Raw genomic sequence first — 21,648 nt, forward strand, 5'->3', positions numbered from 1 at the left:
GCAGAAAGATCACGCTTCTGACCGACTAGACGGCTCGCTTCTTCAGCTTGCGGCGTTCTCTCTCCGAGAGACCGCCCCAGATGCCGAAGCGTTCGTCGTGCTGGAGTGCGTACTCCAGGCACTCCGAACGAACCTCGCAGCCCAGGCAGATGCGCTTGGCCTCCCGCGTCGAACCACCCTTTTCGGGGAAGAACGCCTCGGGATCCGTCTGGGCGCAGAGCGCGCGCTCCTGCCAGTCCTGCTCGTCGGCAGGGTCGAACAGGTACGACAGCTCGCCCTGCACGACCGGCTGCGTGACGTGATCTTCTTCGAGCTCTTCGAATTCCTGCATTTCGTCCGCCTCCTCGCCTTCCGCTCTCCCCGGTTGGCGGACGCCAGTCGCCGTTCCCACAACGACGAATGACACCGATGTGATTACACCTGCGTCACAGCGGGCGGTCAAGCGGAGTCCACACGTCGGGGGATATTCCCGCAGATGGCCGCAAAAACCTTGACTGACTGCACAGACAGTGATTCAGGTGTCGCAACGCGTCCCCGAACGGCCCACGCCGCCGGCCGACACGCCACACTGGAGGGGTGAAGCGATCAGCGGTTCGCCCCAGCCCACTGTTCCTCGGCCTGCTCGCGGCAACCGTCGCCGGAGCTGTGCTCACCTTGTTCGAAGGTGACGTCGCCATCATCTCGGGCACCATCCTCTTCGTACTCGCCGGGTGGGCGGTGACGCTGTGCCTGCACGAGTTCGGGCACGCCGCCGTTGCGTACAAGGGCGGCGATTTTTCGGTACGTGACAAGGGATATCTGACCCTCGACATCCGCCGTTACACCGACCCCGTACTCAGCATCGTGCTGCCGCTCGTGCTGCTGGTCATGGGCGGAATCCCCCTTCCGGGTGGCGCCGTGTGGATCAACCACCACGCACTCCGGTCGAAGAAGATCGAGTCGTTGGTCTCACTCGCGGGGCCGATCTCGAACCTCGTGATCGGCGTCCTGCTCGCGCTGGTCGTCACGATCTTCTCGCCACCCGCCGCGCTCGCCGCCGCGATTTCGTACCTTGCTTTGTTGCAGGTGTTCGCGTTCGTGCTGAACATCCTGCCGATTCCCGGCCTGGACGGCTGGGGTGCCTTGGAACCGTTCCTGCCCTACGAGGCGCAGCGGTTCGGCGCGAAGGCCCGGCCGTGGGCGCCGCTGGTCCTGTTCGCCGTCCTGATCGGCTTCTCCGAGGTCAGCCGGCTGTTCTTCGAGGTCTCGACCTGGCTGTTCCAGCTCGTCGGCGGCGACTCGTTCGCGGCGTACCTCGGCTCCGCGACGTTCTCGTTCTGGCGCTCCCTGTAGGCCTCTCACCGCGCTGTGGAAGCATGGGCGGGCGTGAAGGTCGTAGCACTCGTCGGCGGGGTCGGCGGCGCCAGGTTCCTGCAGGGACTCAAAGCTCTCGGAGCGGATGTCACGGCGGTGGTGAACACCGGCGACGACGTGTGGATGCACGGGCTGCGCATCACGCCCGACCTCGACACCTGCATGTACACGCTGGGCGGTGGCATCGACGTCGAACGCGGCTGGGGCCGTGAGGACGAGTCGTGGACCGTCAAGGAGGAGCTCGCGGCGTACGGTGCCGAGCCCACGTGGTTCGGCCTGGGCGACCGGGACATCGCGACGCACCTCGTCCGCACCCGCATGTTGCGCGCCGGCTATCCGCTGTCCGCCGTGACGGAGGCGCTGTGCGACCGGTGGAAGCCGGGCGTGAAGCTCCTGCCGATGACCGACGACCGGGTCGAGACGCACGTCGTCGTCGAGATCGACGGTGAGACGAAGGCCATCCACTTCCAGGAGTGGTGGGTCAAGCACCGGGCCGGTCTGCCCGCCCAGTCGTTCGCGTTCGTCGGTGCCGAGACCGCCACCGCCGGGCCCGGCGTGCTGGACGCGATCGGCGAGGCCGACGCGGTGGTCCTGGCCCCGTCCAACCCCGTGGTGAGCGTCGGCACGATCCTCAACGTGCCCGGTGTGCGCGACGCGTTGCGCAAGACCGACGCCGGGGTCGTGGGCCTGTCCCCGATCGTCGGCGGAAAACCGTTGCGCGGCATGGCGGACGCCTGCCTGGACGCGATCGGCGTGGAGACCTCCGCCGAGGCCGTCGGGCGGCTCTACGGCTCTCGCAAGTGCTCTGAGGACGGCATCCTCGACGCGTGGCTGGTGCACACCGGTGAACGCGCGGACGTGCCGGGCGTCGCGGTCCGCGCCGTTCCGCTGCTGATGTCCGATGTGGACGCCACGGCGCAGATGGCGCGGGACGCGCTGGAACTGGCCGGAGTCGACGTTGACTGATCACGCCGCGGCGGCGCTGGAGCTGCTGCCGGTCACCGGCCTGCCAGAGTTCCGCCCCGGCGACGACCTGGCCGGCGCGATCGCGAAGGCCGCGCCCTGGCTGCGCGACGGCGACGTGCTGGTCGTCACGTCCAAGGTCCTGTCCAAAGTAGAGGGACGGCTCGTCCGCGTGCCGGCGGATCCCGAGGAGCGGGACCGGATCCGGCGCGAACACGTCGACGCGGAGTCAGTGCGGGTGCTCGCCCGCAAGATGCGCACGCTGATCACCGAGAACAAGCTCGGCATCGTGCAGGCCGCCTCCGGCGTCGACGCCTCGAACGTGGCGGGCGACGAGATCGCGCTGCTCCCCGTGGACCCGGACGGCTCCGCGGCGACCCTCCGCTCCGCGCTGAGGAAGTCGCTGGGCGTCGAGGTCGCCGTGGTGATCACCGACACGATGGGCCGCGCGTGGCGGATGGGCCAGATCGACGCCGCGATCGGCGCGGCCGGCATCCGGGTGCTGCACGACTACGCGGGTTCGGTGGACGAGCACGGCAACCAGCTCGCGGTGACGATGGTCGCGATCGCCGACGAGATCGCCGCGGCCGCCGACCTGGTGAAGGGCAAGCTCGGCGCGGTGCCGGTGGCGGTGCTGCGCGGGTTCGACGTGGTGGACGACGGTTCCACGGCCCGCGACCTGAACCGGCCGGTCGAGGAGGACCTCTTCAGCCTCGGCACGGAGGAGGCGCTGGCCGCCGGCCGCGCGCAGGCCGTGCTGATGCGCAGGTCCGTGCGGTTCTACTCGGACGAGCCCGTCGATCTCGCCGTCCTGCGGCGGACCGTCGGTGCGGCACTGACCGCGCCCGCGCCGCACCACACGAAGCCGCTGCGGTTCGTGCTGGTGCGGGAGAAGCGCGCTGAACTCTTGAAGGCCATGCGCGAGCAGTGGGAGAGCGACCTGCGCGCCGACGGGTTCACTCCCGACCAGATCGCACGCCGGGTGCGCCGGGGCGACCTGCTGGTGGAGGCACCGGAGATCGTCGTGCCGTTCCTCGTGCGCGACGGCGCGCACACCTACCCCGACGCCCGCCGTGCGGACGCCGAGAAGACGATGTTCACGGTCGCCGGCGGCGCCGCCGTGCAGGGCCTGCTGGTGGCGCTGGCCGCCGAGGGGCTCGGCTCGTGCTGGGTGTCGTCGACGATCTTCTGCGCGGACGTGGTGCGTTCGGTGCTGGGCGTTCCCGCCGACTGGGAACCGCTGGGCGCCGTCGCGGTCGGACACCCGACCGAGCCGCTGACGCCGCGCGAACCGCTGGAAGGGCTGATCGAACTGTGACGCTGCACGCCGACGCCGTCTCGACGCTGAGCCGGTTCTCGGGACAGGACGCCCTGCGCGAGGCCTACCTGGGCTTCCTGGCAGCCCGCGAGGACGCCTGCCGGCGATCTTGCGAACCCGGGCACCTCACGGCCTCGGCGTTGGTCCTGGACGCCACCGCGGAGCACGCGTTGCTGACGCTGCACCCGCGCGTGGGCCGGTGGCTGCAGCTGGGCGGCCACTGCGAGCCGGAGGACGTGTCCCTGGCCGCGGCGGCCCTGCGCGAGGCGACCGAGGAGTCCGGCATGCGCGGGCTGCGGATCGAGCCGACGCCGATCCACCTCGACGTGCACCCGATCACGTGCTCGCTCGGCAAGCCGACGCGGCACTTCGACGTGCGGTTCCTGGTGCGCGCCCCCGTCGGAGCACAGCCGGTGCGGTCCGCCGAGTCCGTCGACCTGCAGTGGTGGCCGCTGGACTCGTTGCCGGACAACGTGGACGACCTGCACCCGCTGATCGAGAGCGCTCTCGCGCGTCTGCGTTGAGCGCCGGCCTCAGCGCCGGAGCGCCCGGTAGCGCTTGAGCAGGGCCGTGATGCGCGCGGGATCGGCGGCGCCGTTCAGCTCGGCCAAGAGGTCGTCGGGGCACAGTTCGTAGTGGTCGCCCCACCACCGCCGCGTCTTGTTGTTCCAGATCCGGTAGCCGCCGGGCACGCCCCTCGCCACGTACTGCCGCTTCGCCAACGGAACTCCCTAGAACCGGCGGTAGTCGCGTGGCGAGAACCTCGGTGCTCGCCGCGGCCGCCGCAGGCCCGCCGCCGTCAGGTACATGACGGCGCGGTGTCGTTGCGGCTTGTAGGGCTCCAGCAACTCCATCATCCCGTCGTCGTCGCCCGGCGTGCCGGTCAAGGCCCACGTGACGTTCTTGGCCACGTGGTAGTCGCCGACGCTCACGGCGTCCGGGTCGCCCCAAGCCCGTTGCGCCACCTCCGCCGAAGTCCAGACGCCGACGCCGGGCACCTTCTCGAGGAGTTCGCGGCTGCGCATCTCGGCGGCCTTCTCCAGCCGGTGCGCGACCTGCGCGACGTTGATCAGCGTCCGGCGGCGGGCACCGTCGAGGCCGCACTGGTGCCACTCCCAGTCCTGCAGGCCCAGCAACCGTTGCGGTGTAGGCGGAACCTTCAGCGGCTTCGGTCCGGGAGCGCTCTCACCGAACCGGCGGCCCAGTTCACGCCACGTGCGGAAGGCCTCGACGCCGGTGACCTTCTGCTCCAGGATCGAGGCGAACAGCAGGTCCCAGACGCGTCCGGTGGCGCCGAGCCGCAGCCCGGGCCGTTGCCTGCGCGACTCGGCGATGACCGGGTGGTGGGCGACGAACTCGTCCACCGTGTCGTCCGCGCCGAGCAGCGCGGGCAGGCCGTCGAGCAGCCACGGCCCGCCCTCGCCCCACGCTTCCGCCAGCACCTCACCGCTCACCCTGGTGATGTGCAGCGTGCCGGGCCCGCACGGCGTGTTCGCCGCGAACCAGACGCCGCCCTCCGCGCTGAAGGACGGATCGCCCGGTCCGCGGCGCAGCCCGCCGAGCACCGCGCCCAGATCGAGTGGGAACGGTGGAGTCCAGGCTCTGCTAGGCATCCGTCGAGAAGCGCACGCCTGCCTCGGGCAACACGACGCCCGGCCAGACCCGCGCTCCACCGATCAGCTCACACCGCGCGCCGATCACCGCGGAGTCGCCGACCACTGCGTCCTTGAGGACCGCACCGGCCTGCACGAGCGCACCGGCACCCACGATCGAACGCTCGACCAGGGCACCCTCACCGACAACGGCACCGTCGAAGAGGATCGCGCCATCGAGCACAGCCCCGTCCGCAACCGTGCAGTTCGCACCGACCGTGCTGCCGCCCTTGAGCGTCGCACCCTCGTGCACCGCAGAGCCTTCGAGCACCAGGTAGTCGCCCGGCTGTGCAACTGCCGCCGACGGCGCAACGCCGCGCACGAGGTCCGCGGACCCCTGCACGAACGCCTCGGGCTTGCCGAGGTCCAGCCAGTACGTGGCGTCCACGTGCCCCTGCAGCCTCTTCCCGGCCTCCAGCAGCCCGGGGAACGTCTCGCGCTCCACCGACACCGGCCGCCCGGCGGGAATCGCGTCGATCACCTCACGCCGGAACACGTAACAACCAGCGTTGATCTGGTCCGTCGGCGGATTCTCGGTCTTCTCCAGGAACGCCTGCACACGCCCCTCGTCGTCCGTCGGCACGCACCCGAACGCCCTGGGGTCCTGCACCTTCACCAGGTGCAGCGTCACGTCCGCCTCGTGCTCGCGGTGCGTGTCGACGATCCCCGTCAGGTCGACGCCCGACAGGATGTCGCCGTTGAAGACCATCACGTCGGGCTCACGCAGCTTGTCCGCCACGTTGCGAATCGCCCCCGCCGTGTCCAGCGGCACCTCTTCCACCACGTACTCGAGCTCCAGCCCGAGCCTCGACCCGTCCCCGAAGTACTCCTCGAACACCTCGGCCTTGTAACTCGTACCCAGCACCACGTGCGTGATGCCGGCCTCCTTGATCCGCGACAGGAGGTGCGTCAAAAATGGCACCCCCGCGGTAGGGAGCATGGGCTTGGGAGCGGACAGGGTCAGCGGGCGAAGACGAGTGCCCTTGCCCCCGACCAGCACCACAGCTTCGACGCCGTGCACCTTTTTCCTCCTCCGCGTTACAGCAAGCCGTTCGACGGAATACTCTGACACGAAGCAGATCGTCATATGGGATCTGGTCCCGGCAAGGAGCTAAATCCGACATGGACCCCCGCGACCGGGCCGACGCCATGCTCGCCCGCGCCCGTGCACGCGGGCGGAACATCGTGACGCCGGACAACATGACGTCCCCGATGGACTCCTCGGACACGCAACAGATCCCTCGCGCGCTGGTCAACGCCGTGGACCCACGCCGGGACCCGGACTCGACGATGATCCTCGCACCGGCCCAGATGAGCCACCAGCAGCAACAACGCCCGCCGCACCACGCACCGCAGCAGCCCATGCCGACGCAGCCGATGCCGCAGCAACAGGCTCCCGGAGATGACGCGGAAATCACGCAGGTAGTCCGGCCGGGCCTGATCCCGACGGTCTCGAACCACCAGCAGAACCGCAACTCGCTGACGCAACGGCTGAGCGGCGACATGTAGCCGCGCCCGGCGACCGCCGGGCAGGCTCGCGCAGGGGTCCCCTTGGGGATCGGGTCCCCCGCGACCCAACATAGCGACGGGGTCTGACACTCCAGCGAAGCCGAAGGCGAGCACTCAGAGCGAAAGCTCAGGGGAAACACATCCCACCCGCGAAGCCGAAGGCGAGCCGTCCTTACCGAACGGTCTGGGTGGGGTGGCTTCGTCACGAGTCGTGCCACAGCTCTTGCTGCATGCGTGAAGGGGTGTCAAGCGGACACGCTTTTCGTCCGCTTGACACCCCTTCACGCATGTGGCCCGCTCTTGGCTCGACTCGTGACGAAGCCACCCCACCAACGCGCCCATCTACGCAACGCAACTCCGCCCAACGCAACAGGCGTGCCATCAACCCGCGTACGGCGTAGGCCCCCGGCTTTGGATCAGATTGGCGGGGTCTGGGGCGGAGCCCCAGGAAGCCAAGAGAACATCACCCGGACTTACGAGTGAGAATCTTCACCCGAGCCGCCAGCCCAGCCTTCAACACCACCCGGAACGGCGCCCAAACCACCCCGGCATGCCGATCAGCCATGTACCGGTAAGCACTCCGATGATGCTCCCGCAACATCCGATCCGAAGACCGAGCGGTCGAGTGCCCCCCGATGTGCGTGACCTCGGCATCAGGCACGTAGACGTTCAACCACCCAGCCGCCCCAACACGCTCCCCGAGGTCAACGTCCTCGAAGTACATGAAGTACCGCTCATCGAACCCGCCGACGGAGTCGAAAGCCTCACGCCGCATCAAAAAACAGGACCCGGACAACCACCCGGCAGAACGCTCGACGGGAGCCTTCTCCTGCCGATAGGCCCGAGTCCAGGGATTCGACTTCCAGACAGCACCGAACAACGCATGCCCCACCCCACGACCAAGCGAGGGCAGCAGCCGAGCAGACGGGTAGACCTCGCCAGAAGGTTCCCGGATCAACGGCCCGAACATCCCGCCCCGAGGCCACCGAGAAGCGGCGTCGATCAACGCGTCCACGCTGCCAGGCGAGAACTCGATGTCGGGGTTGGAAATCAGCACCCACCCGACGTCAGGCCCCAACGCCGCGACCCCGCGGTTGGCACCACCGCCGTACCCGAGATTTCCACCGGTGGGCAGAAAAGTGACGTGGGAGTGCGAAGCCGCGACGGACTCCGGCACCCCGTCGGTGGACCCGTTGTCGGCGAGGATCACCTGCGCCGGACGGGTGGTGGCCTTCGCAAGGGTGTCCACAAAGGGAGCCAGCGTCTCGCCCGGCGAGTACGTGACCGTCACGACACCAAGTCCGTCGCCGTATTTCACGCGCGTCACCCTAGCGACGACTCAGCTCCGGTGACGCACCAGCATCGCGCGCTCGTAGGCCAGGCGGTGGCGATCGGCGCTGACGGCCCACGAGAAGTCCTTGGCCCGCTGCTGGCCCGACGCCGCCAGCGACGCGCGGCGGGCCGGGTCGTCCAGGAGGTCGGCGAGCGCGGCGGCTATGTCGCCCGCCCCGACGCCGCAGTACGCGACGGCCTCGCCGCCCACCTCCGGCAGCGACAGGCGCCGGGTGGTCAGCACGCAGGCACCGCAGGCCATGGCTTCCAGCACCGGCAGGCCGAAGCCCTCGCCCAGGGACGGGTACGCCACGAGCTGCGCGCCGCCCAGGAAGCCCGCCAGCTGTTCGAACGGCAGGTAGCCGGCGCGGATCACGCGGACGCGGTGCGGGACGGAGTCCAGGGCGCGCTCCACCTGGCTGTCCCAGCCGGGCTGGCCAGCCAGCACCAGGGCGGGCGGTTCGGCGCGGCCCACCATGGCCTGGGCGAAGCCGCGGATCAGGGCCGGGACGTTCTTGCGCGGTTCCAGGGCGCCCAGGAATGCCACGTACGGCGCGTCGCCTAGTGACAGGCTGCGGCGCACCGCGAGGACCTCGTCCGGTGACGGCGGGTGGAAGCGTTCGGTGTCCACGCCGTGCTGGGCGATGTGCAGGACTCGGCGGTCGGCGCCTGCCACGCGCACCAGTTCGTCGGCGGTCGCCTGCGACGGGACCACGCACAGGTCCGCGCGCCGCAACGACGCTCGGGTCCAGGCGCGGAAGAAGCGGGCCTTCACCGACGAGTGCAGCACCGGGTCGGTGAAGAAGGTGGCGTCGTGCAGCGTCACGACCGAGGCGACCTTGCCGGCCAGCGGGAGCGTGTAGTGCGGTGAGTGCACCACGTCCACGCCGAGGGTGCGGATCAGGCGCGGCAGCGTCGTCTGTTCCCAGGCCAGGCGGGCCGTCCTGGTGGCGACGGCGTCAGCGGCGCGGACCACGCGGGCGTTCGGCGCGATCTTGGTGAACAGCTCCTCGTCACGCGGCTGGCAGACGACCGAGAGCCTGGCCCCGTCCGCGTCCAGCGCCGCGACGAGCGAATCCACGTAACGGCCGACGCCACCACGGTCTGCTGGAATCGCGGTGGCGTCGATCAGCACGCTGGGTTCGGCGGTCGGCACGATCAGCTAGCGTAATGTCATTTGCTAATGCGTTTAACGGGAATGCACCAATCCGATCGTCAGACGTGTGCTCCCCACACTCCCTGTGCCGTCTTTGCCCAGGTGAACTCACTCGCGCGGGTGATGCCGGCCTCGACCGTGTGACGAGGATCCGCCAAGACGGCGCGCAGACCTTCCGTCAACGAGGCCAGGTCGCCACGCCGCACGACGGTTCCGGCGCCGCCCGCGACCTCCACCAGAGCCGGGTCGTCGGAGTGCACGACGGGCACACCGGCGGCCATCGCCTCCAGCACCGGCAGCCCGAAGCCCTCCGCCAGGCTGGGCGCGGCGAGCGCGGTGGCACCGGCCAGCACCGAGGCGAGCCGCGCGTCGGACACCCTGCCGAGCAACGTCACGTGCGGCGCGCGCAGGTCGACGTCGCCCCAGCCCTGCGGACCGACCACGACCAGCGGCACCCGAAGCCGTTCGGTCGCCCGCACAAGCAGTCCGAAGCCTTTGCGCGGCTCCACGGTGCCGACGGCGAGCACGTACGACGAGGGCAGGTCATCGGCCGGTGAACCGATCAGGCGCGTGACGCCGTTGGGCACCACGTGCACCGGCACGTCCACACGCACGCACTCGGCCAGTTGAGACGCGACGGCCTGTGTCGGCACCACCAGAGCGCGCGCCTCGCGAGCAGCACGCGCGATCACCTTGCGGTGCCAGGCGACGCCGCGCGGAGTCAGCGTCTCCGGGTGCGTCCACGGCACCACGTCGTGCACGGTGACGACGGCACCCGGCAGCGGCGCGAGCGGCGTCGGGGCGTGCACGTGCGGGCCGAGCTTCGGTGGCAGGCCGCGTTCCCACAACGCCACCAGTGCCCGGCGCGGCACCCTGATCACGCGGTCGGCGCGGGCCGTCGCCGCGGTCGTCACGGTCCAGCCGGGAGGGGCGTTCTCCCCCAACGCCGCGAGCAGCTCCGCCGTGTAGCGGCCGGTCCCACCGGGGACCGGGGCGTTCAGCTGCTCGGTCAGCACTACTAGCTCGGGCACGTCGCGTACCGTCTCACGCCGTGTCTGCAGTCAGCACCGTGGTGGTCGTGACGTGGCGCGGCCGTGACCACATCACGGCGTGCCTGGACGCCCTCAAGGCCCAGAAGAGTCCACATAGGATGATCATCGTCGACAACGCGTCCGACGACGGCACAGCCGAGCTGATCAGCGCACACGAGGTCGTGAGGTTGCCCCGCAACCGCGGTTACGCGGGTGGGCTCGCCGCCGTGCTCGACATGGTCGAGACCCCGTACGTCGCATGGCTCAACGACGACGCGGCACCGGACCCGTCGTGGCTCACCGAACTGGAGAGCGCTCTCGACGGCGATCCCGGCGCGGCCGCCGCCACCTCGTCGATCCTGCTCATGGACGGCTCGACGCAGTCCGTCGGCGTCGCGCTGACGTCGGACGGCCACGGCAGGGACGTCGTGCTCGCAGGCCGCGAGGTGTTCGGGTTCTGCGGTGGCGCGGCGCTGCTCAGGACCGCCGAACTCAAGGCCGCGGGCGGCGTCCCGGCGAGCTTCTTCTGCTACTACGAGGACACCGACACGGCCTGGCGGCTGCGGCTGGCCGGCCATCGGGTGATCTCGGTCGGACCGGCGCGGGTCCGGCACCGGCACGGGGCCAGCACGCGTCCCGGTTCGGTGCTCTTCCACCGCTGGAACGAACGCAACCGGCTGCTGATGCTGCTGCGGTGCGCGCCCGCGAAGGTGGCGTTGCCCCAGTTCGCCCGGTTCGCGGTGATCACGGCGCTGCTGCCGTTCCGCAAGGACGTCCCGGACGCCGCCAACTTCCGGCTCGGACTGCGCACCCGCGTGCTGGCGGAGGTGCTGCTCAGGCTCCCCGCGACCCTCTGGCAACGGCTGAGGATCAGGACCGAGGTCTCCCGCGGGAGCGTCTGGCGGGACTGGGCCGGCCGCTGAGTGGAACCTGCCACCGGTCACAAGCGTCCCCGCAGCGATGACTCACCAGGAAGCAGCCGTGAGACGGCCAGTACCACTCATCGTGACCGGGCTCGCCGCCGTCGTCGCCGCGGTCCTGCTGGGCGCCGTCGCGCCCGAGCAGTACGAGCTCGCGGTACTGGTGCCGTGCTGCCTGCTGTCGCTGGCGTTCGCGTGGGGCGTCGGCAAGCTCGGGCCTGCGTGGCTCGTGCTGCCCGCGTTCATGGTCGTGATCCCCGGCACGGCGGTGCTCGTCGGCGACGGTCACCGCGCGTTGATGGACGTCCTCGCCACGCCCCAGACGTGCGTGATCACCGCCGTCGAGGACGTGCCGGGGCCGGACAACCCGGTCTTCGCGCACCACGTCACCTGCCCGGACGGCGCCGAGCTGCGGATCGTCGTGCGGGGTGAGCAGGACAAGCGGATGCAGCCCGGTCCGGCCACCGTGCTGCGGCACCCGCTGATGCGGCCACTGCTCGCCGACCGCAACGACTGGTCCGGGGAGTGGGTCTTCGGCGTGCCCGTTGCCGTCGTCTTGCTCCTGATCTGTGCAACCACACTGCGGGCGCGCAGAGTGATGAGGCAGGCTTAGCGCGTGGATCGTGCCTCTCTGCCCGTCGTGTCCGTCGTCGTCGTCAACTACCGCGGTGCGGACGACACCATCACCTGCGTGCGTGGCCTGGCCGACGTCGACTACCCGGCCGAGCTGCTCCAGGTGATCGTCGTCGACAACGAGGCGCACGACACCGCACGGCTGCAGGCCGCACTGCCCGGTGTCAAGATCGTCACCTCGCCGGAGAACCTCGGCTTCGCGGGCGGCTGCAACCTCGGCGTCGAGCACGCCACGGGCGGGGTGCTCGCGTTCCTCAACAACGACGCGCGCGCGGACCGGAACTGGGTCAAGGCCGCGATCCGGGTCTTCCACACCGAACCGGCGGTCGCCTCGGTCGCGAGCAAGGTCCTCGACTGGGACGGCGAGAAGATCGACTTCGTCGACGGCGGGCTGACCTGGTTCGGCATGGGCTACAAGCGGCACGCCGGCCAGGCCGACGACGGCAGCCACGACGGCCCCAAGGACGTGCTGTTCGGCACCGGCTCGGCGATGTTCGTGCGGGCCGAGGTCTACCGCGAGCTCGGCGGGTTCGACGACCGGTTCTTCATGTTCTACGAGGACGTCGACCTCGGCTGGCGGCTCAACCTGCGCGGCTGGCGGGTCCGCTACGAACCGGCGTCGCTCACGTTCCACCGCCACCACGCGTCGATGAGCTCGATCCACGAGAGCCGCGAGCTGTACCTGCTGGAGCGCAACGCGCTCATGTCGCTGTACAAGAACTTCTCGGACGAGACGCTGGCCAAGGTGCTGCCGGCCGCGCTCGCGCTGTGCGTGCGCCGGGCGACGGCGCGCGGTGAGATCGACGCCACGCAGCTGGAGATCACCCGCCGCCCGGCCGACCCCGCCTCCGACCGCGAGCCCGTCGGGGTGTCGCGCCAGGCGCTCGCCGGGTTCCTCGCGATCGACCAGTTCGTCGAGCTGATGCCGTCGCTGGCCGAGTCGCGCAAGGTCGAGCAGGCCGCCCGCCGGATGTCGGACACCGACCTCGTTCCGCTGATGCGCAAGGCGTTGGAACCCGCCTATCCCCTGCCGCGCTACCTCGCCGCGCACGACGTCCTCGTCGACGTGCTGGGCCTCGACGAGGTGTTCGGCAAGCCGCGCAAGGTCCTCGTGATCACCGGCGACGCCATCTCGGACCGGATGGCGGGCCCCGCGATCCGGGCCTGGCACATGGCCGACGTGCTGTCCGGCGAGCACCAGGTGCGGCTGGTCACGACGAACCCGCTGTGCGCGCCGCCCGACGCCCCGTTCGGCGTCGAGCGCGCCCGGCCGAAGGAACTGCCGCCGCACGTCGCCTGGGCGGACGTGGTCGTGCTGCAGGGCCACGCGCTGGAGATGGTCGGAGAGCTGAAGAAGCAGTCGTCGACCAAGATCGTGGTCTGCGACATGTACGACCCGATGCACCTGGAAATGCTGGAACAGGGCAAGGACAACGCGGACGACAAGCGCGCCCTCGACCTGGCGGCCGTCACGAAGGTGCTGAACACGCAGCTCGAACGCGGCGACTTCTTCCTGTGCGCGTCGGAACGGCAGCGGCACTTCTGGCTGGGCCACCTGGCGGCGCTGGGCAGGCTCACGCCGACGTTGTACGACAACGACCCCACGACGCAGTCGCTGCTCGGCATCGTCCCCTTCGGACTGTCGGGCAAGCCGCCGCAGCGCACCGGCCCGGCGATCAAGGGCGTCGTGCCGGGCGTCACGGACGCGGACAAGGTCGTGATCTGGGCCGGTGGCGTCTACAGCTGGTTCGACCCGCTGTCGCTGATCGAGGCGATGGACCACCTGCGCAGGCGGCAGCCGTCCGCGAAGCTGTACTTCCTGGGCATGAAGCACCCGAACCCCGAGGTCCCGGACATGGACATCGCCGGCCAGACGCGGGCGTTGTCCGCACAGTTGGGGCTGACCGGCGAGACCGTGTTCTTCAACGACGGGTGGGTGCCCTACACCGAGCGGCAGAACTGGCTGCTCGACGCGAACTGCGGTGTCACCACGCACTACGAACACGTGGAGACGACGTTCGCGTTCCGCACGCGGGTGCTCGACTACCTGTGGGCGGGTCTGCCGATCGTCACCACGTCCGGCGACTCGTTCGCGGACCTGGTGCTGCGGGAGGGTTTGGGCGTCGTGGTGCCACCGGAGGACCCGGAGGCACTGGCCGACGCGCTGGAGAAGGTGCTCTACGACGAGGAGTTCGCGGCCGCGTGCCGTGAGCGCATCGCCGTCGTACGCGAACGGTTCACCTGGGAGACGGCACTCGCGCCACTGGCCGAGTTCTGCCGCAACCCCAGGCCCGCCGCGGACCGTCTGCCCGGCTCGGCCCCCATGGTGCGCACACCGGGGCTGAGCAAGGCGGACAAGGTGAAGCGGGACCTGCTCCTGGTGCGCGAGTACCTGGACGCGGGTGGCCCGACCGAGTTGGCCAAGCGGGCGACGGGGCGTCTGCGGAAAATCGCGCGTGGTGGCAGGTAAATGGCGAGATCCCCTAAACCCCTCAGGGTGCTGCTCGACGGCACCCCCCTGCTCGGAAACCGCACCGGAATCGGCCGCTACACAGCGGCGCTGGCCGAGGAACTGGCGTCGATGGCGGACGACGTCGACGTGCGGGCGGTGGCGTTCACGCTGCGCGGCTGGCGCGCGTTGCGGACGGTGCTGCCGCACGATGTGACGGCACGCGGCCTGCCCGTGTCGGCACGGGCGTTGCGCCAGCTGTGGCTGCGCGCCCCTTTCCCGCCGGTCGAGGTGCTGACCGGGTTCACCGACGTCATGCACGCCACGAACTTCGTGCTGCCGCCGACGCTTCGGGCCGGCAAGGTCGTCACGATCCACGACCTGGCCTTCCTGGACTCTCCCGGCGACCTGCCCGCGTCCGACCGCCGGTTGCCGGAGCTCGTCCGGCTGTCGGCGCAGCGCGCGGACGTGATCTGCACGCCGACCGCGGCCGTCGCCTCGGTCGTCGCGGACCGGTTCTCGGTGCCGCTGGAGAAGATCATGGTGACGCCGCTGGGCGTCGACCCCGCCTGGTTCGCCTCACGGCCGCCGTCGACGACGTTGCGCGGCCGGCTGGGGCTGGGTTCGGAGTACCTGCTGTTCGTGGGTGCCGACGGGCCGCGCAAGGGCCTCGAATACCTGGTCAAGGCGCACGCGTCCGATCCGTCGCTGCCGCCGCTCGTCATCGTCGGACCGGGCCGGGCCGGCGTGGACGGCCGGGTGCTGCGGACCGGTTACCTGCCGGACGTGCACCTGCGGTCGGTGGTGGCCGGGGCGACGGCTCTGGTGCTGCCGTCGCGCGACGAGGGTTTCGGGCTGCCGGTGCTGGAAGCACTGGCCTGCAACGTTCCTGTGGTGTGCTCGGACGTGCCCGCGCTGCGCGAGGTCGCCGGCGGGCACGCGTTGCACGTGCCGGTCGGGGACGTCGAGGCCCTGGCCGACGGCCTGGCTCAGGCCGTCGCGGCGCCGGCCACACCGGAGGCGCAGTCCGAACGGCGTGCGTACGCGTCCGGGTTCACCTGGCGTCGGTGCGCGGAGAAGACGGTCGAGGCGTACCGGCGCAGCCGGGCCTGACGTGCGTGCTGGAGGGCGTCAGGAAACCCTGACGCCCCAACTACTTCACCGAGAGTGCGGCCTCGGTGAACGCTTGTCGAGCTGACTCATCGACACCTGTCGCGAACCCGTGACAACAGCAACGCACTTCAGGAAGCGCTGCCGATCGGAATCCTCTGTCGCGGGACGCTGAGGTTGGCGCCCGGAATCGAACATGCCGAAAAGGGTCCCGCACTTGGAACTACCGTGCCAGACCGGTCACTCCAATGGCGCAGCACCGGTACGGGGAGCTACCACCCCTGCCCGGAACGCCTCCGAAAGGGCGCTGCGCCAGTGCGGCAAAGGGCGTAGTCCCGCTGCTGCCCACGCCGTACCCGACAGCACCGAGTAGGCGGGTCGCGGGGCCGGGCGCGGGAAGTCCGCCGTGGTGCACGGCCGCACCCGCGCCGGGTCGGCGCCGAGCTCCTCGAAGATGGCCTGCGCGAACCGGAACCACGTGGTCTGGCCGCCGCCGGTCGCGTGCAGCAGACGCGTCTCGGGCAGCACCGAGACCAGCTCGAGGAGTCCGGCCGCCAGGTCGTGCGACCACGTCGGCGCACCGGCCTGGTCGTCCACAACGGACAGAGCCGGTCGCGAGGACTCCAGCGCCGCCATGGTCTTCACGAAGTTCGAGCCGTGCACGCCGTACAGCCACGAGGTGCGCACGACGTAACCGCCCGCGTCCAGCACGCGCTGCTCGCCTTCGAGCTTCGTCCGGCCGTAGGCGGATTTCGGGCCGACCGGGTCCGTCGTCTCGTACGGCCGATCGCCGTCGCCGGAGAACACGTAGTCCGTCGAGACCTGGATCATCGGGATGCCAAGGGAAGCGCACGCCTGCGCCAGCAGACCGGGGCCGACGGCGTTGACCGCGTACGCGCGTTCCTCGTCGGTCTCGGCTGCGTCGACGGCGGTGTAGGCGGCGCAGTTGATCACCGCGGAGGCGCCGGCCAGGTCGGCGGCCGTCACCGCGGTCACGTCCAGCTCGGCGGAGGACACCGCGCGGACGTCGGCGGACAGGGCGGCGAGGTCGTGGCCGAGCTGGCCACGACCTCCGGGAACGAGGATCACCGGGTCAGCCCTTCACCAGCGCGGCGCGCTCCTTGAGCGGCTCCCACCAGGCGCGGTTCTCGCGGTACCACTCGACCGTGTCGGCGAGACCGACGGTGAAGTCGACCTGCGGGGCGTAGCCCAGTTCGGAGGCGATCTTGGAGATGTCGACCGAGTAGCGGCGGTCGTGGCCCTTGCGGTCCTGCACCGGCTCGACGGCGGACCAGTCGCGGCCCGTCGCCTCCAGCAGCTTCTCGGTCAGCTCGCGGTTGGTGAGCTCGGTGCCGCCGCCGATGTTGTAGATCTCACCCGGCCGGCCGCCCTCGGCGACGAGCTGGATGCCGCGGCAGTGGTCGGCCACGTGCAGCCAGTCACGAACGTTCAGGCCGTCGCCGTAGAGGGGCACGTTCCGGCCGTCGATCAAATTGGTGACGAAGAGCGGAATCACCTTCTCGGGGAACTGGTACGGCCCGTAGTTGTTCGAACACCGTGTGATGCTCACGGGCAATCCGTGAGTGCGGTGGAACGCGCGGGCGAGCAGATCCGAGGAGGCCTTGGAGGCCGAGTACGGCGAGTTCGGTTCGAGGATGTGCGTCTCGGTCCAGGAGCCTTCCTCGATCGAGCCGTAGACCTCGTCCGTCGAGACGTGCACGAACTTGCCCACGCCCGCGTTCAGGGCCCCCTGCAGCAACGTCTGCGTGCCCAGGACGTTCGTGAGCACGAAGTCCGCCGATCCCGTGATGGACCGGTCGACGTGCGATTCAGCCGCGAAGTGCACGACCACGTCGATGCCGCGCATCTGCTCGGCGACCACGGCGGCGTCGCAGATGTCGCCCTGGACGAACTCGAACTTGCCCGCCACCGGCGCGAGGTTGGTCTCGCTGCCCGCGTAGGTGAGCTTGTCGAGCACCACGACTTCGGCACCGGCGAACGCCGGGTAGGACCCGCTCACCAACTCCCGCACGTAGTGCGAGCCGATGAAACCGGCCCCACCTGTCACCAGTACGCGCATGCCATTTCCTCCCGTGGTGTACCCCGACAGCAGTCTGTCACCTACCTGATCGCTGCAACCCACAGCAACGTCACGTCGTGTGACTTATAAACGACTAAACTCAGTGTGGTGGGGGAGGAAACGGCTGTGGAAGGCAGGAGTCTGCCCGTCAGAGTGGTCGGAAACCGGCCGTCTGCGGCCCTTCGCGCTTTCCTGGTGACGGGGAAGATCTTCGTGGCCCTCGTCTCGACGGCTGTGCTCCTCATCACGTCGTACGGCTGGAACAAGCTGCGCACGACGAACGACGGGATCGTGAAGACCGAGGTCATCTCGGACGAGCTCGCCCAGCAGGGCCCCAAGCCGCTCGACGGCGCGGTCGACATCCTGCTGGTCGGCATGGACAGCCGCACGGACGCGCAGGGCAACCCGCTGTCGCAGGAGGTGCTGGCCCTGCTCAACGGCGGCATCCCCGACGGCGAGCAGAACACCGACACGATGATCCTCGTGCACATCCCGGTCGACGGCACCCGCGCGGTCGCGATCTCGTTCCCGCGCGACTCCTACGTCGAGATGGCGGACGGGTTCGGCAAGCACAAGCTCAACTCGGCGTTCGCCCGCCAGCGCAACACCGTCGACCAGGAGCTGCGCTCACAGGGCGTGACGGACGAGGCACGCATCCGCACCGAGTCGATGGCCGCCGGCCGCAAGACGCTGATCAAGACGATCGAGGGCATGTCCGGCGGCGCGGTGCGCATCGACCGGTACGCCGAGGTCAACCTCGCCAGCTTCTACGAGGTCACCAAGGCCATCGGCGGCGTCGAGGTGTGCCTGAGGGAGCCCACCTCCGACCGCGACTCCGGCGCGAACTTCCAGGCGGGCCAGCAGACGATCGAGGGCGCGGCCGCGCTGTCGTTCGTGCGGCAGCGCCAGAACCTCCCCGGCGGCGACCTCGACCGGATCGTGCGCCAGCAGGTGTTCATCGGGGCCCTCGCGAAGAAGGTCCTGTCGACCGGCACCCTGACGGACACGAGCAAGCTCAACGGACTCGTCGAGGCCGTGCAGAAGTCCGTGATCCTCAGCTCGGGCTGGGACATCACCACGTTCGCCGAGCAGATGCAGGGCCTCGTGGGCGGCAAGTTCGAGTTCAAGACCATTCCGGTGGGCGAGCCGACGGACACGTACAGCGACGGCAACGTGCTGCCGGTGAACCCGGCCGAGGTCCGCAAGTTCCTCACCAGCCTGGCGGCGGACAAGAGCACGTCGAGCACCCCGCCGACGACGAGCACGAGCCTGCCCGCGCCGCCGAACTCCGCGATCACCGTGGCCGTCTACAACGCCGCTGGAGTGCAGGGTCTCGCGACGCAGGTGATGAACACGTTGACGGCCAAGGGTTTCCAGCGCGGCCCGGTCGCCTCGGCCACGCAGAACAGCGACACCACGGTCGTGCGGCACGCGGTCGGCGAGGAGGGCTCCGCGCGCAAGGTCGCCGCGGAACTCGGCGCCGGCGTGGGCGTCGAGGAGGACGCGTCCGTCCGAAAGGGACAGATCCAGGTCTTCGTCGGCGGCGACTACCAGACGCCGGACGACTCGGACGTCGAACCGCAGGGCGTTCCCGGCACGTCGACGGCCGCGAGCTCGAGCAGCACCCCGCCGATCACGGCGGGCGGACTGGTCTGCGTGAACTGAAACGCCCGGCGTAACGCTCTTCCGATAGTTACGCTGAGCACGCAAACACAGTCCACGAAGGGTCAGACGTTGAGCACTGCCGCACGCGCGAAGAAGACCGCACGGGTCATAGGCCGTACGGTGGTCGCGCTGGTGGCCGTGACAACACTGGCGGTCTCCGGCTACTTCTGGACCGCGCTGCGGCTGGTGAAGGAGAACACCAACACCACGCAGATCCTCCAGGTGCTGGAGGACATCCCGAACTCGCCGCCGGCCGAGGACGGCGCGCTCGACATCCTGCTGGTGGGCAGCGACAGCCGGACGGACGCGCAGGGCCGGCCACTTCCCGCGGACGTGCTGCGCAAGCTGCGCACCGAGGGCACGGACACGGTGAACACCGACACGATCATCGTGATGCGCGTCCCCCGCAACGGCGGCAAGGCCAGCGCGATCTCGATCCCGCGCGACACGTACGTCCCGATCGCCGGCTACCGCGAGGACAAGATCAATTCCGCGTACGGCGCGGTCAAGCACCTCACCGCCGAACGGCTGCAGGCCGAGGGCGTGAGCGACCAGCAGGAGCGCGAGCGCCAGTCGGACGAGGCCGGGCGCAAGGCGCTGGTGCAGTCAGTGCAGGACCTGACGGGAATGCGCGTCGACCACTACGCGGAGATCAACCTCTACGGCTTCTACCTGCTGACCGAGGTGATCGGCGGCGTGCAGGTGTGCCTGAAGGCGGGCACGTCGGACCCGAACTCCGGCGCGAACTTCCGCGCGGGCCCGCAGACGATCTCGGGCGGTGACGCGCTGTCGTTCGTGCGGCAGCGGAACATGCCCGGTGGTGACCTGGGTCGCATCGCACGGCAGCAGGTGTTCATGTCGCAGGCGATGAAGCAGCTGCTGTCGGCGGGCACGTTCACCGATCCCGGCAGGATGAGCGGGCTGCTCGACGCCGTGTCGAAGTCCGTCGTCGTGGACCAGAAGCTCGACATCGCGACGCTGGCGACGCAGGCGCAGGGCCTCGCGACGGGCAACGTGGAGTTCGCCACGATCCCGGTGACCAGCATCGACGGCCGCAACGAGCGAGGGCAGAGCATCGTGACGGTCGACCGCGAGGCGGTGAAGGCGTGGGTGGCCCAGCTGATCGGCGAGACCCCGAAGCCCGCTCCCTCGTCGACGACCCCGAGTACCCCGTCGCGGTTCGGCCCTGAAAAGCTGCTCTCGCTGGACGGCGCGCCCGCTGTCGCAGCCGCCGCCCGACAAGATGTGCCCTGCGTCGACTAGGAGTACCGCGTGAGCGTGACCGAGATCCTCTTCACGCCCCTGCTCAAGGCCGATCCGGGTCGTCCGCTGATCACGCACTACGACGACGCGGCGGGCACGCGGATCGAGCTCTCGCGCGCGACGGTGAAGAACTGGGCCGCGAAGACGGCGAACTGGCTGCGTGACGAGCACGACGTCGAGCCCGGTGACCCGGTGGCGGTGCTGCTGCCCGCGCACTGGCAGACCGTGGGCCTGCTGCTCGGCGCCTGGTGGTGCGGCGCCCGCGTGGTCGGCGCGGGCTTCTCCGGCGCGAAGGTGGCCGTGGTGCCGCCCGGAGGCACGGCGGACGCGGACGTCGTGGCCGTGGCCTCGTTGCACCCCATGGGGCTGGGCTCCGGCGCCCCGGTCGACTACGCCGACGACGTGCGCGTGCACGGCGACGACTTCATGCCGTGGGAACCGGTCGCGGGATCGACGCCCGCACTCGACGAGTCCACTGTGGACGAGGTGATCGCTCGGGCACGCGAACTGGGCGCCGCGCTCGGCACCGAACCGCGCGTGCTGTCCACTCTGGAGTGGGACTCGTCTACCGCTGTGCTGGAAGGCTTCCTGGCCGTGCTCGCGGCCGGCGGCTCACTCGTGCAGGTGAGCAATCCCGACGCGGGCCTGCTGGCCGCGCGCCGGGACAGCGAGAAGGTCACGCAGCAGCTGGGTTGAGCACCTTGTTGTTCTTGAACAGCACGCGGTCCAGCGCGTAGGCACCACCGTTGAAGCCGAGCGCGAGAGCGGCGGCACCGAGCACGATCACCAGTTCCGCACCACCCTCACCGATCAGGCCGTTCGGCAGGTGGACGAGGAGCCACGCGCCGAGCATGTTGACGGCGAGCAGGACGCCGGCGATCGGCAGTGCCAGCCCGGCGATCAGCGCGAGGCCACCGGCGAGCTCGACGGACGCGGCGAACCACGCGGACACCGACGGCAGCGGCACGCCCATCTTGTCGAACGACCCGGCGGTGCCGGCCATGCCGTACTCGGTGAACTTCTGCCAGCCGTGCGCGACGAACACGATGCCGACGGCGATGCGCCCGATGAGTGCGGCGACGTCCTTGACCATGATGTCTGCTCCCCGATCCTGTCGTTCGGCTGTAGGTCGTTCAGCCTCGAACCAAAACTAGTGCAGGTTTGAACGACCTCATGGTTCCGACAGGAAGCCGACAGCGAGTCCTTAGGTTCGC

At 69.8% G+C, this 21,648-nt stretch carries 22 protein-coding genes; 12 read left to right on the top strand and 10 right to left on the bottom strand.

Annotated features, from left to right (window positions below; all coding sequences use genetic code 11):
• Positions 1-25 precede the first annotated feature (25 nt).
• Entirely contained in the window at positions 26-331 is a 306-nt protein-coding gene (locus tag DFR72_RS09090; protein WP_051784712.1) for a WhiB family transcriptional regulator, read from the bottom strand.
• A 245-nt stretch (positions 332-576) separates the two neighbouring features.
• On the opposite strand from DFR72_RS09090, the gene DFR72_RS09095 reads away from it, so the two are divergent.
• From DFR72_RS09095 to DFR72_RS09110, 4 genes are read left to right on the top strand one after another with little or no spacing between them, the layout of a single operon-like run.
• Positions 577-1,332, top strand: coding sequence for a site-2 protease family protein (locus DFR72_RS09095; protein WP_090067315.1), 756 nt, complete (start codon positions 577-579; stop codon positions 1,330-1,332).
• 33 nt (positions 1,333-1,365) lie between these two features.
• Positions 1,366-2,319 carry a 2-phospho-L-lactate transferase gene (gene cofD, locus DFR72_RS09100; RefSeq protein WP_090067314.1) on the top strand — a complete coding sequence of 318 codons (954 nt, stop codon included), beginning with the start codon at positions 1,366-1,368 and terminating at the stop codon, positions 2,317-2,319.
• Complete coding sequence (locus DFR72_RS09105) at positions 2,312-3,634, top strand: coenzyme F420-0:L-glutamate ligase (protein WP_090067313.1); 1,323 nt, start codon at positions 2,312-2,314, stop codon at positions 3,632-3,634. The genes cofD and DFR72_RS09105 overlap by 8 nt, the downstream gene beginning before the upstream one ends.
• The gene (locus tag DFR72_RS09110) at positions 3,631-4,158 is read left to right on the top strand and encodes an NUDIX hydrolase (RefSeq protein WP_030476532.1); all 528 of its coding nucleotides are present in this window, start codon (positions 3,631-3,633) and stop codon (positions 4,156-4,158) included. Before DFR72_RS09105 ends, DFR72_RS09110 begins: the two co-directional genes overlap by 4 nt.
• A 9-nt stretch (positions 4,159-4,167) precedes the next feature.
• On the opposite strand, the gene DFR72_RS09115 is transcribed toward DFR72_RS09110, so the two are convergent.
• From DFR72_RS09115 to manB, 3 genes are read right to left on the bottom strand one after another with little or no spacing between them, the layout of a single operon-like run.
• Positions 4,168-4,356, bottom strand: a complete 189-nt coding sequence (locus DFR72_RS09115; RefSeq protein WP_090067312.1) for a hypothetical protein — start codon at positions 4,354-4,356, stop codon at positions 4,168-4,170.
• Positions 4,357-4,365: 9 nt separating this feature from the next.
• Entirely contained in the window at positions 4,366-5,247 is an 882-nt protein-coding gene (locus tag DFR72_RS09120) for a DNA-3-methyladenine glycosylase family protein (RefSeq protein WP_090067311.1), read from the bottom strand.
• Positions 5,240-6,307: a mannose-1-phosphate guanylyltransferase gene (gene manB, locus DFR72_RS09125; protein ID WP_245982689.1), complete on the bottom strand. Its 1,068-nt coding sequence runs from the start codon at positions 6,305-6,307 to the stop codon at positions 5,240-5,242. The genes DFR72_RS09120 and manB overlap by 8 nt, the downstream gene beginning before the upstream one ends.
• Positions 6,308-6,408: 101 nt before the next feature.
• Here manB and DFR72_RS09130 point away from each other — a divergent pair, with 101 nt between their 5' ends.
• The gene (locus tag DFR72_RS09130) at positions 6,409-6,795 is read left to right on the top strand and encodes a hypothetical protein (RefSeq protein WP_090067309.1); all 387 of its coding nucleotides are present in this window, start codon (positions 6,409-6,411) and stop codon (positions 6,793-6,795) included.
• A gap of 463 nt (positions 6,796-7,258) precedes the next feature.
• Here DFR72_RS09130 and DFR72_RS09135 read toward each other — a convergent pair whose 3' ends face one another.
• From DFR72_RS09135 to DFR72_RS09145, 3 genes are all read right to left on the bottom strand, one after another.
• The gene (locus DFR72_RS09135; RefSeq protein WP_090067308.1) at positions 7,259-8,122 is read right to left on the bottom strand and encodes a glycosyltransferase family 2 protein; all 864 of its coding nucleotides are present in this window, start codon (positions 8,120-8,122) and stop codon (positions 7,259-7,261) included.
• A 12-nt stretch (positions 8,123-8,134) separates the two neighbouring features.
• On the bottom strand, positions 8,135-9,262 hold the full coding sequence (locus DFR72_RS09140; protein WP_090067483.1) for a glycosyltransferase family 4 protein: 1,128 nt from the start codon (positions 9,260-9,262) through the stop codon (positions 8,135-8,137).
• Between the two features lie 80 nt (positions 9,263-9,342).
• Positions 9,343-10,314 (bottom strand): glycosyltransferase family 4 protein, encoded by a 972-nt coding sequence (locus DFR72_RS09145; RefSeq protein WP_090067307.1) that lies wholly within the window; start codon positions 10,312-10,314, stop codon positions 9,343-9,345.
• Between the two features lie 20 nt (positions 10,315-10,334).
• Here DFR72_RS09145 and DFR72_RS09150 point away from each other — a divergent pair, with 20 nt between their 5' ends.
• From DFR72_RS09150 to DFR72_RS09165, 4 genes are read left to right on the top strand one after another with little or no spacing between them, the layout of a single operon-like run.
• Complete coding sequence (locus DFR72_RS09150; RefSeq protein ID WP_245982691.1) at positions 10,335-11,237, top strand: glycosyltransferase family 2 protein; 903 nt, start codon at positions 10,335-10,337, stop codon at positions 11,235-11,237.
• A 58-nt stretch (positions 11,238-11,295) separates the two neighbouring features.
• Complete coding sequence (locus DFR72_RS09155; protein ID WP_143086791.1) at positions 11,296-11,847, top strand: hypothetical protein; 552 nt, start codon at positions 11,296-11,298, stop codon at positions 11,845-11,847.
• Between the two features lie 3 nt (positions 11,848-11,850).
• Complete coding sequence (locus tag DFR72_RS09160; protein WP_211335360.1) at positions 11,851-14,337, top strand: glycosyltransferase; 2,487 nt, start codon at positions 11,851-11,853, stop codon at positions 14,335-14,337.
• Positions 14,338-15,429, top strand: a complete 1,092-nt coding sequence (locus DFR72_RS09165; RefSeq protein WP_090067303.1) for a glycosyltransferase family 4 protein — start codon at positions 14,338-14,340, stop codon at positions 15,427-15,429.
• 237 nt (positions 15,430-15,666) lie between these two features.
• Here the strand turns inward: DFR72_RS09165 and rfbD are convergent, their stop codons facing one another.
• Both rfbD and rfbB read right to left on the bottom strand, forming a co-directional pair.
• On the bottom strand, positions 15,667-16,515 hold the full coding sequence (gene rfbD / locus DFR72_RS09170) for a dTDP-4-dehydrorhamnose reductase (RefSeq protein WP_090067302.1): 849 nt from the start codon (positions 16,513-16,515) through the stop codon (positions 15,667-15,669).
• Between the two features lie 4 nt (positions 16,516-16,519).
• Entirely contained in the window at positions 16,520-17,506 is a 987-nt protein-coding gene (gene rfbB, locus DFR72_RS09175) for a dTDP-glucose 4,6-dehydratase (protein WP_090067301.1), read from the bottom strand.
• Between the two features lie 195 nt (positions 17,507-17,701).
• Here rfbB and DFR72_RS09180 point away from each other — a divergent pair, with 195 nt between their 5' ends.
• The 3 genes from DFR72_RS09180 to DFR72_RS09190 all read left to right on the top strand — a co-directional run bounded on the left by DFR72_RS09180 (position 17,702) and on the right by DFR72_RS09190 (position 21,130).
• Positions 17,702-19,171 (top strand): LCP family protein, encoded by a 1,470-nt coding sequence (locus tag DFR72_RS09180; RefSeq protein ID WP_245982693.1) that lies wholly within the window; start codon positions 17,702-17,704, stop codon positions 19,169-19,171.
• A gap of 69 nt (positions 19,172-19,240) precedes the next feature.
• Positions 19,241-20,434, top strand: coding sequence for an LCP family protein (locus DFR72_RS09185; RefSeq protein ID WP_090067300.1), 1,194 nt, complete (start codon positions 19,241-19,243; stop codon positions 20,432-20,434).
• Between the two features lie 9 nt (positions 20,435-20,443).
• Positions 20,444-21,130, top strand: coding sequence for a TIGR03089 family protein (locus DFR72_RS09190; RefSeq protein ID WP_090067299.1), 687 nt, complete (start codon positions 20,444-20,446; stop codon positions 21,128-21,130).
• Here DFR72_RS09190 and DFR72_RS09195 read toward each other — a convergent pair.
• A complete protein-coding gene (locus DFR72_RS09195; RefSeq protein WP_090067298.1) occupies positions 21,111-21,527 on the bottom strand; it encodes a DoxX family protein in 417 nt (138 codons plus the stop codon). The genes DFR72_RS09190 and DFR72_RS09195 overlap by 20 nt on opposite strands.
• Positions 21,528-21,648 lie beyond the last annotated feature (121 nt).

The sequence above is a fragment of the Lentzea flaviverrucosa genome, from assembly GCF_003350445.1.
In the GTDB taxonomy this organism is placed as follows: domain Bacteria; phylum Actinomycetota; class Actinomycetes; order Mycobacteriales; family Pseudonocardiaceae; genus Lentzea; species Lentzea californiensis.

Coding starts and splice junctions, on each gene's coding strand:
- DFR72_RS09090 (WP_051784712.1), bottom strand. CDS start 331: ATGCAGGAATTCGAAGAGCTCGAAGAAGATCACGTCACGCAGCCGGTC.
- DFR72_RS09120 (WP_090067311.1), bottom strand. CDS start 5,247: ATGCCTAGCAGAGCCTGGACTCCACCGTTCCCACTCGATCTGGGCGCG.
- DFR72_RS09130 (WP_090067309.1), top strand. CDS start 6,409: ATGGACCCCCGCGACCGGGCCGACGCCATGCTCGCCCGCGCCCGTGCA.
- DFR72_RS09165 (WP_090067303.1), top strand. CDS start 14,338: ATGGCGAGATCCCCTAAACCCCTCAGGGTGCTGCTCGACGGCACCCCC.
- rfbB (WP_090067301.1), bottom strand. CDS start 17,506: ATGCGCGTACTGGTGACAGGTGGGGCCGGTTTCATCGGCTCGCACTAC.
- DFR72_RS09195 (WP_090067298.1), bottom strand. CDS start 21,527: ATGGTCAAGGACGTCGCCGCACTCATCGGGCGCATCGCCGTCGGCATC.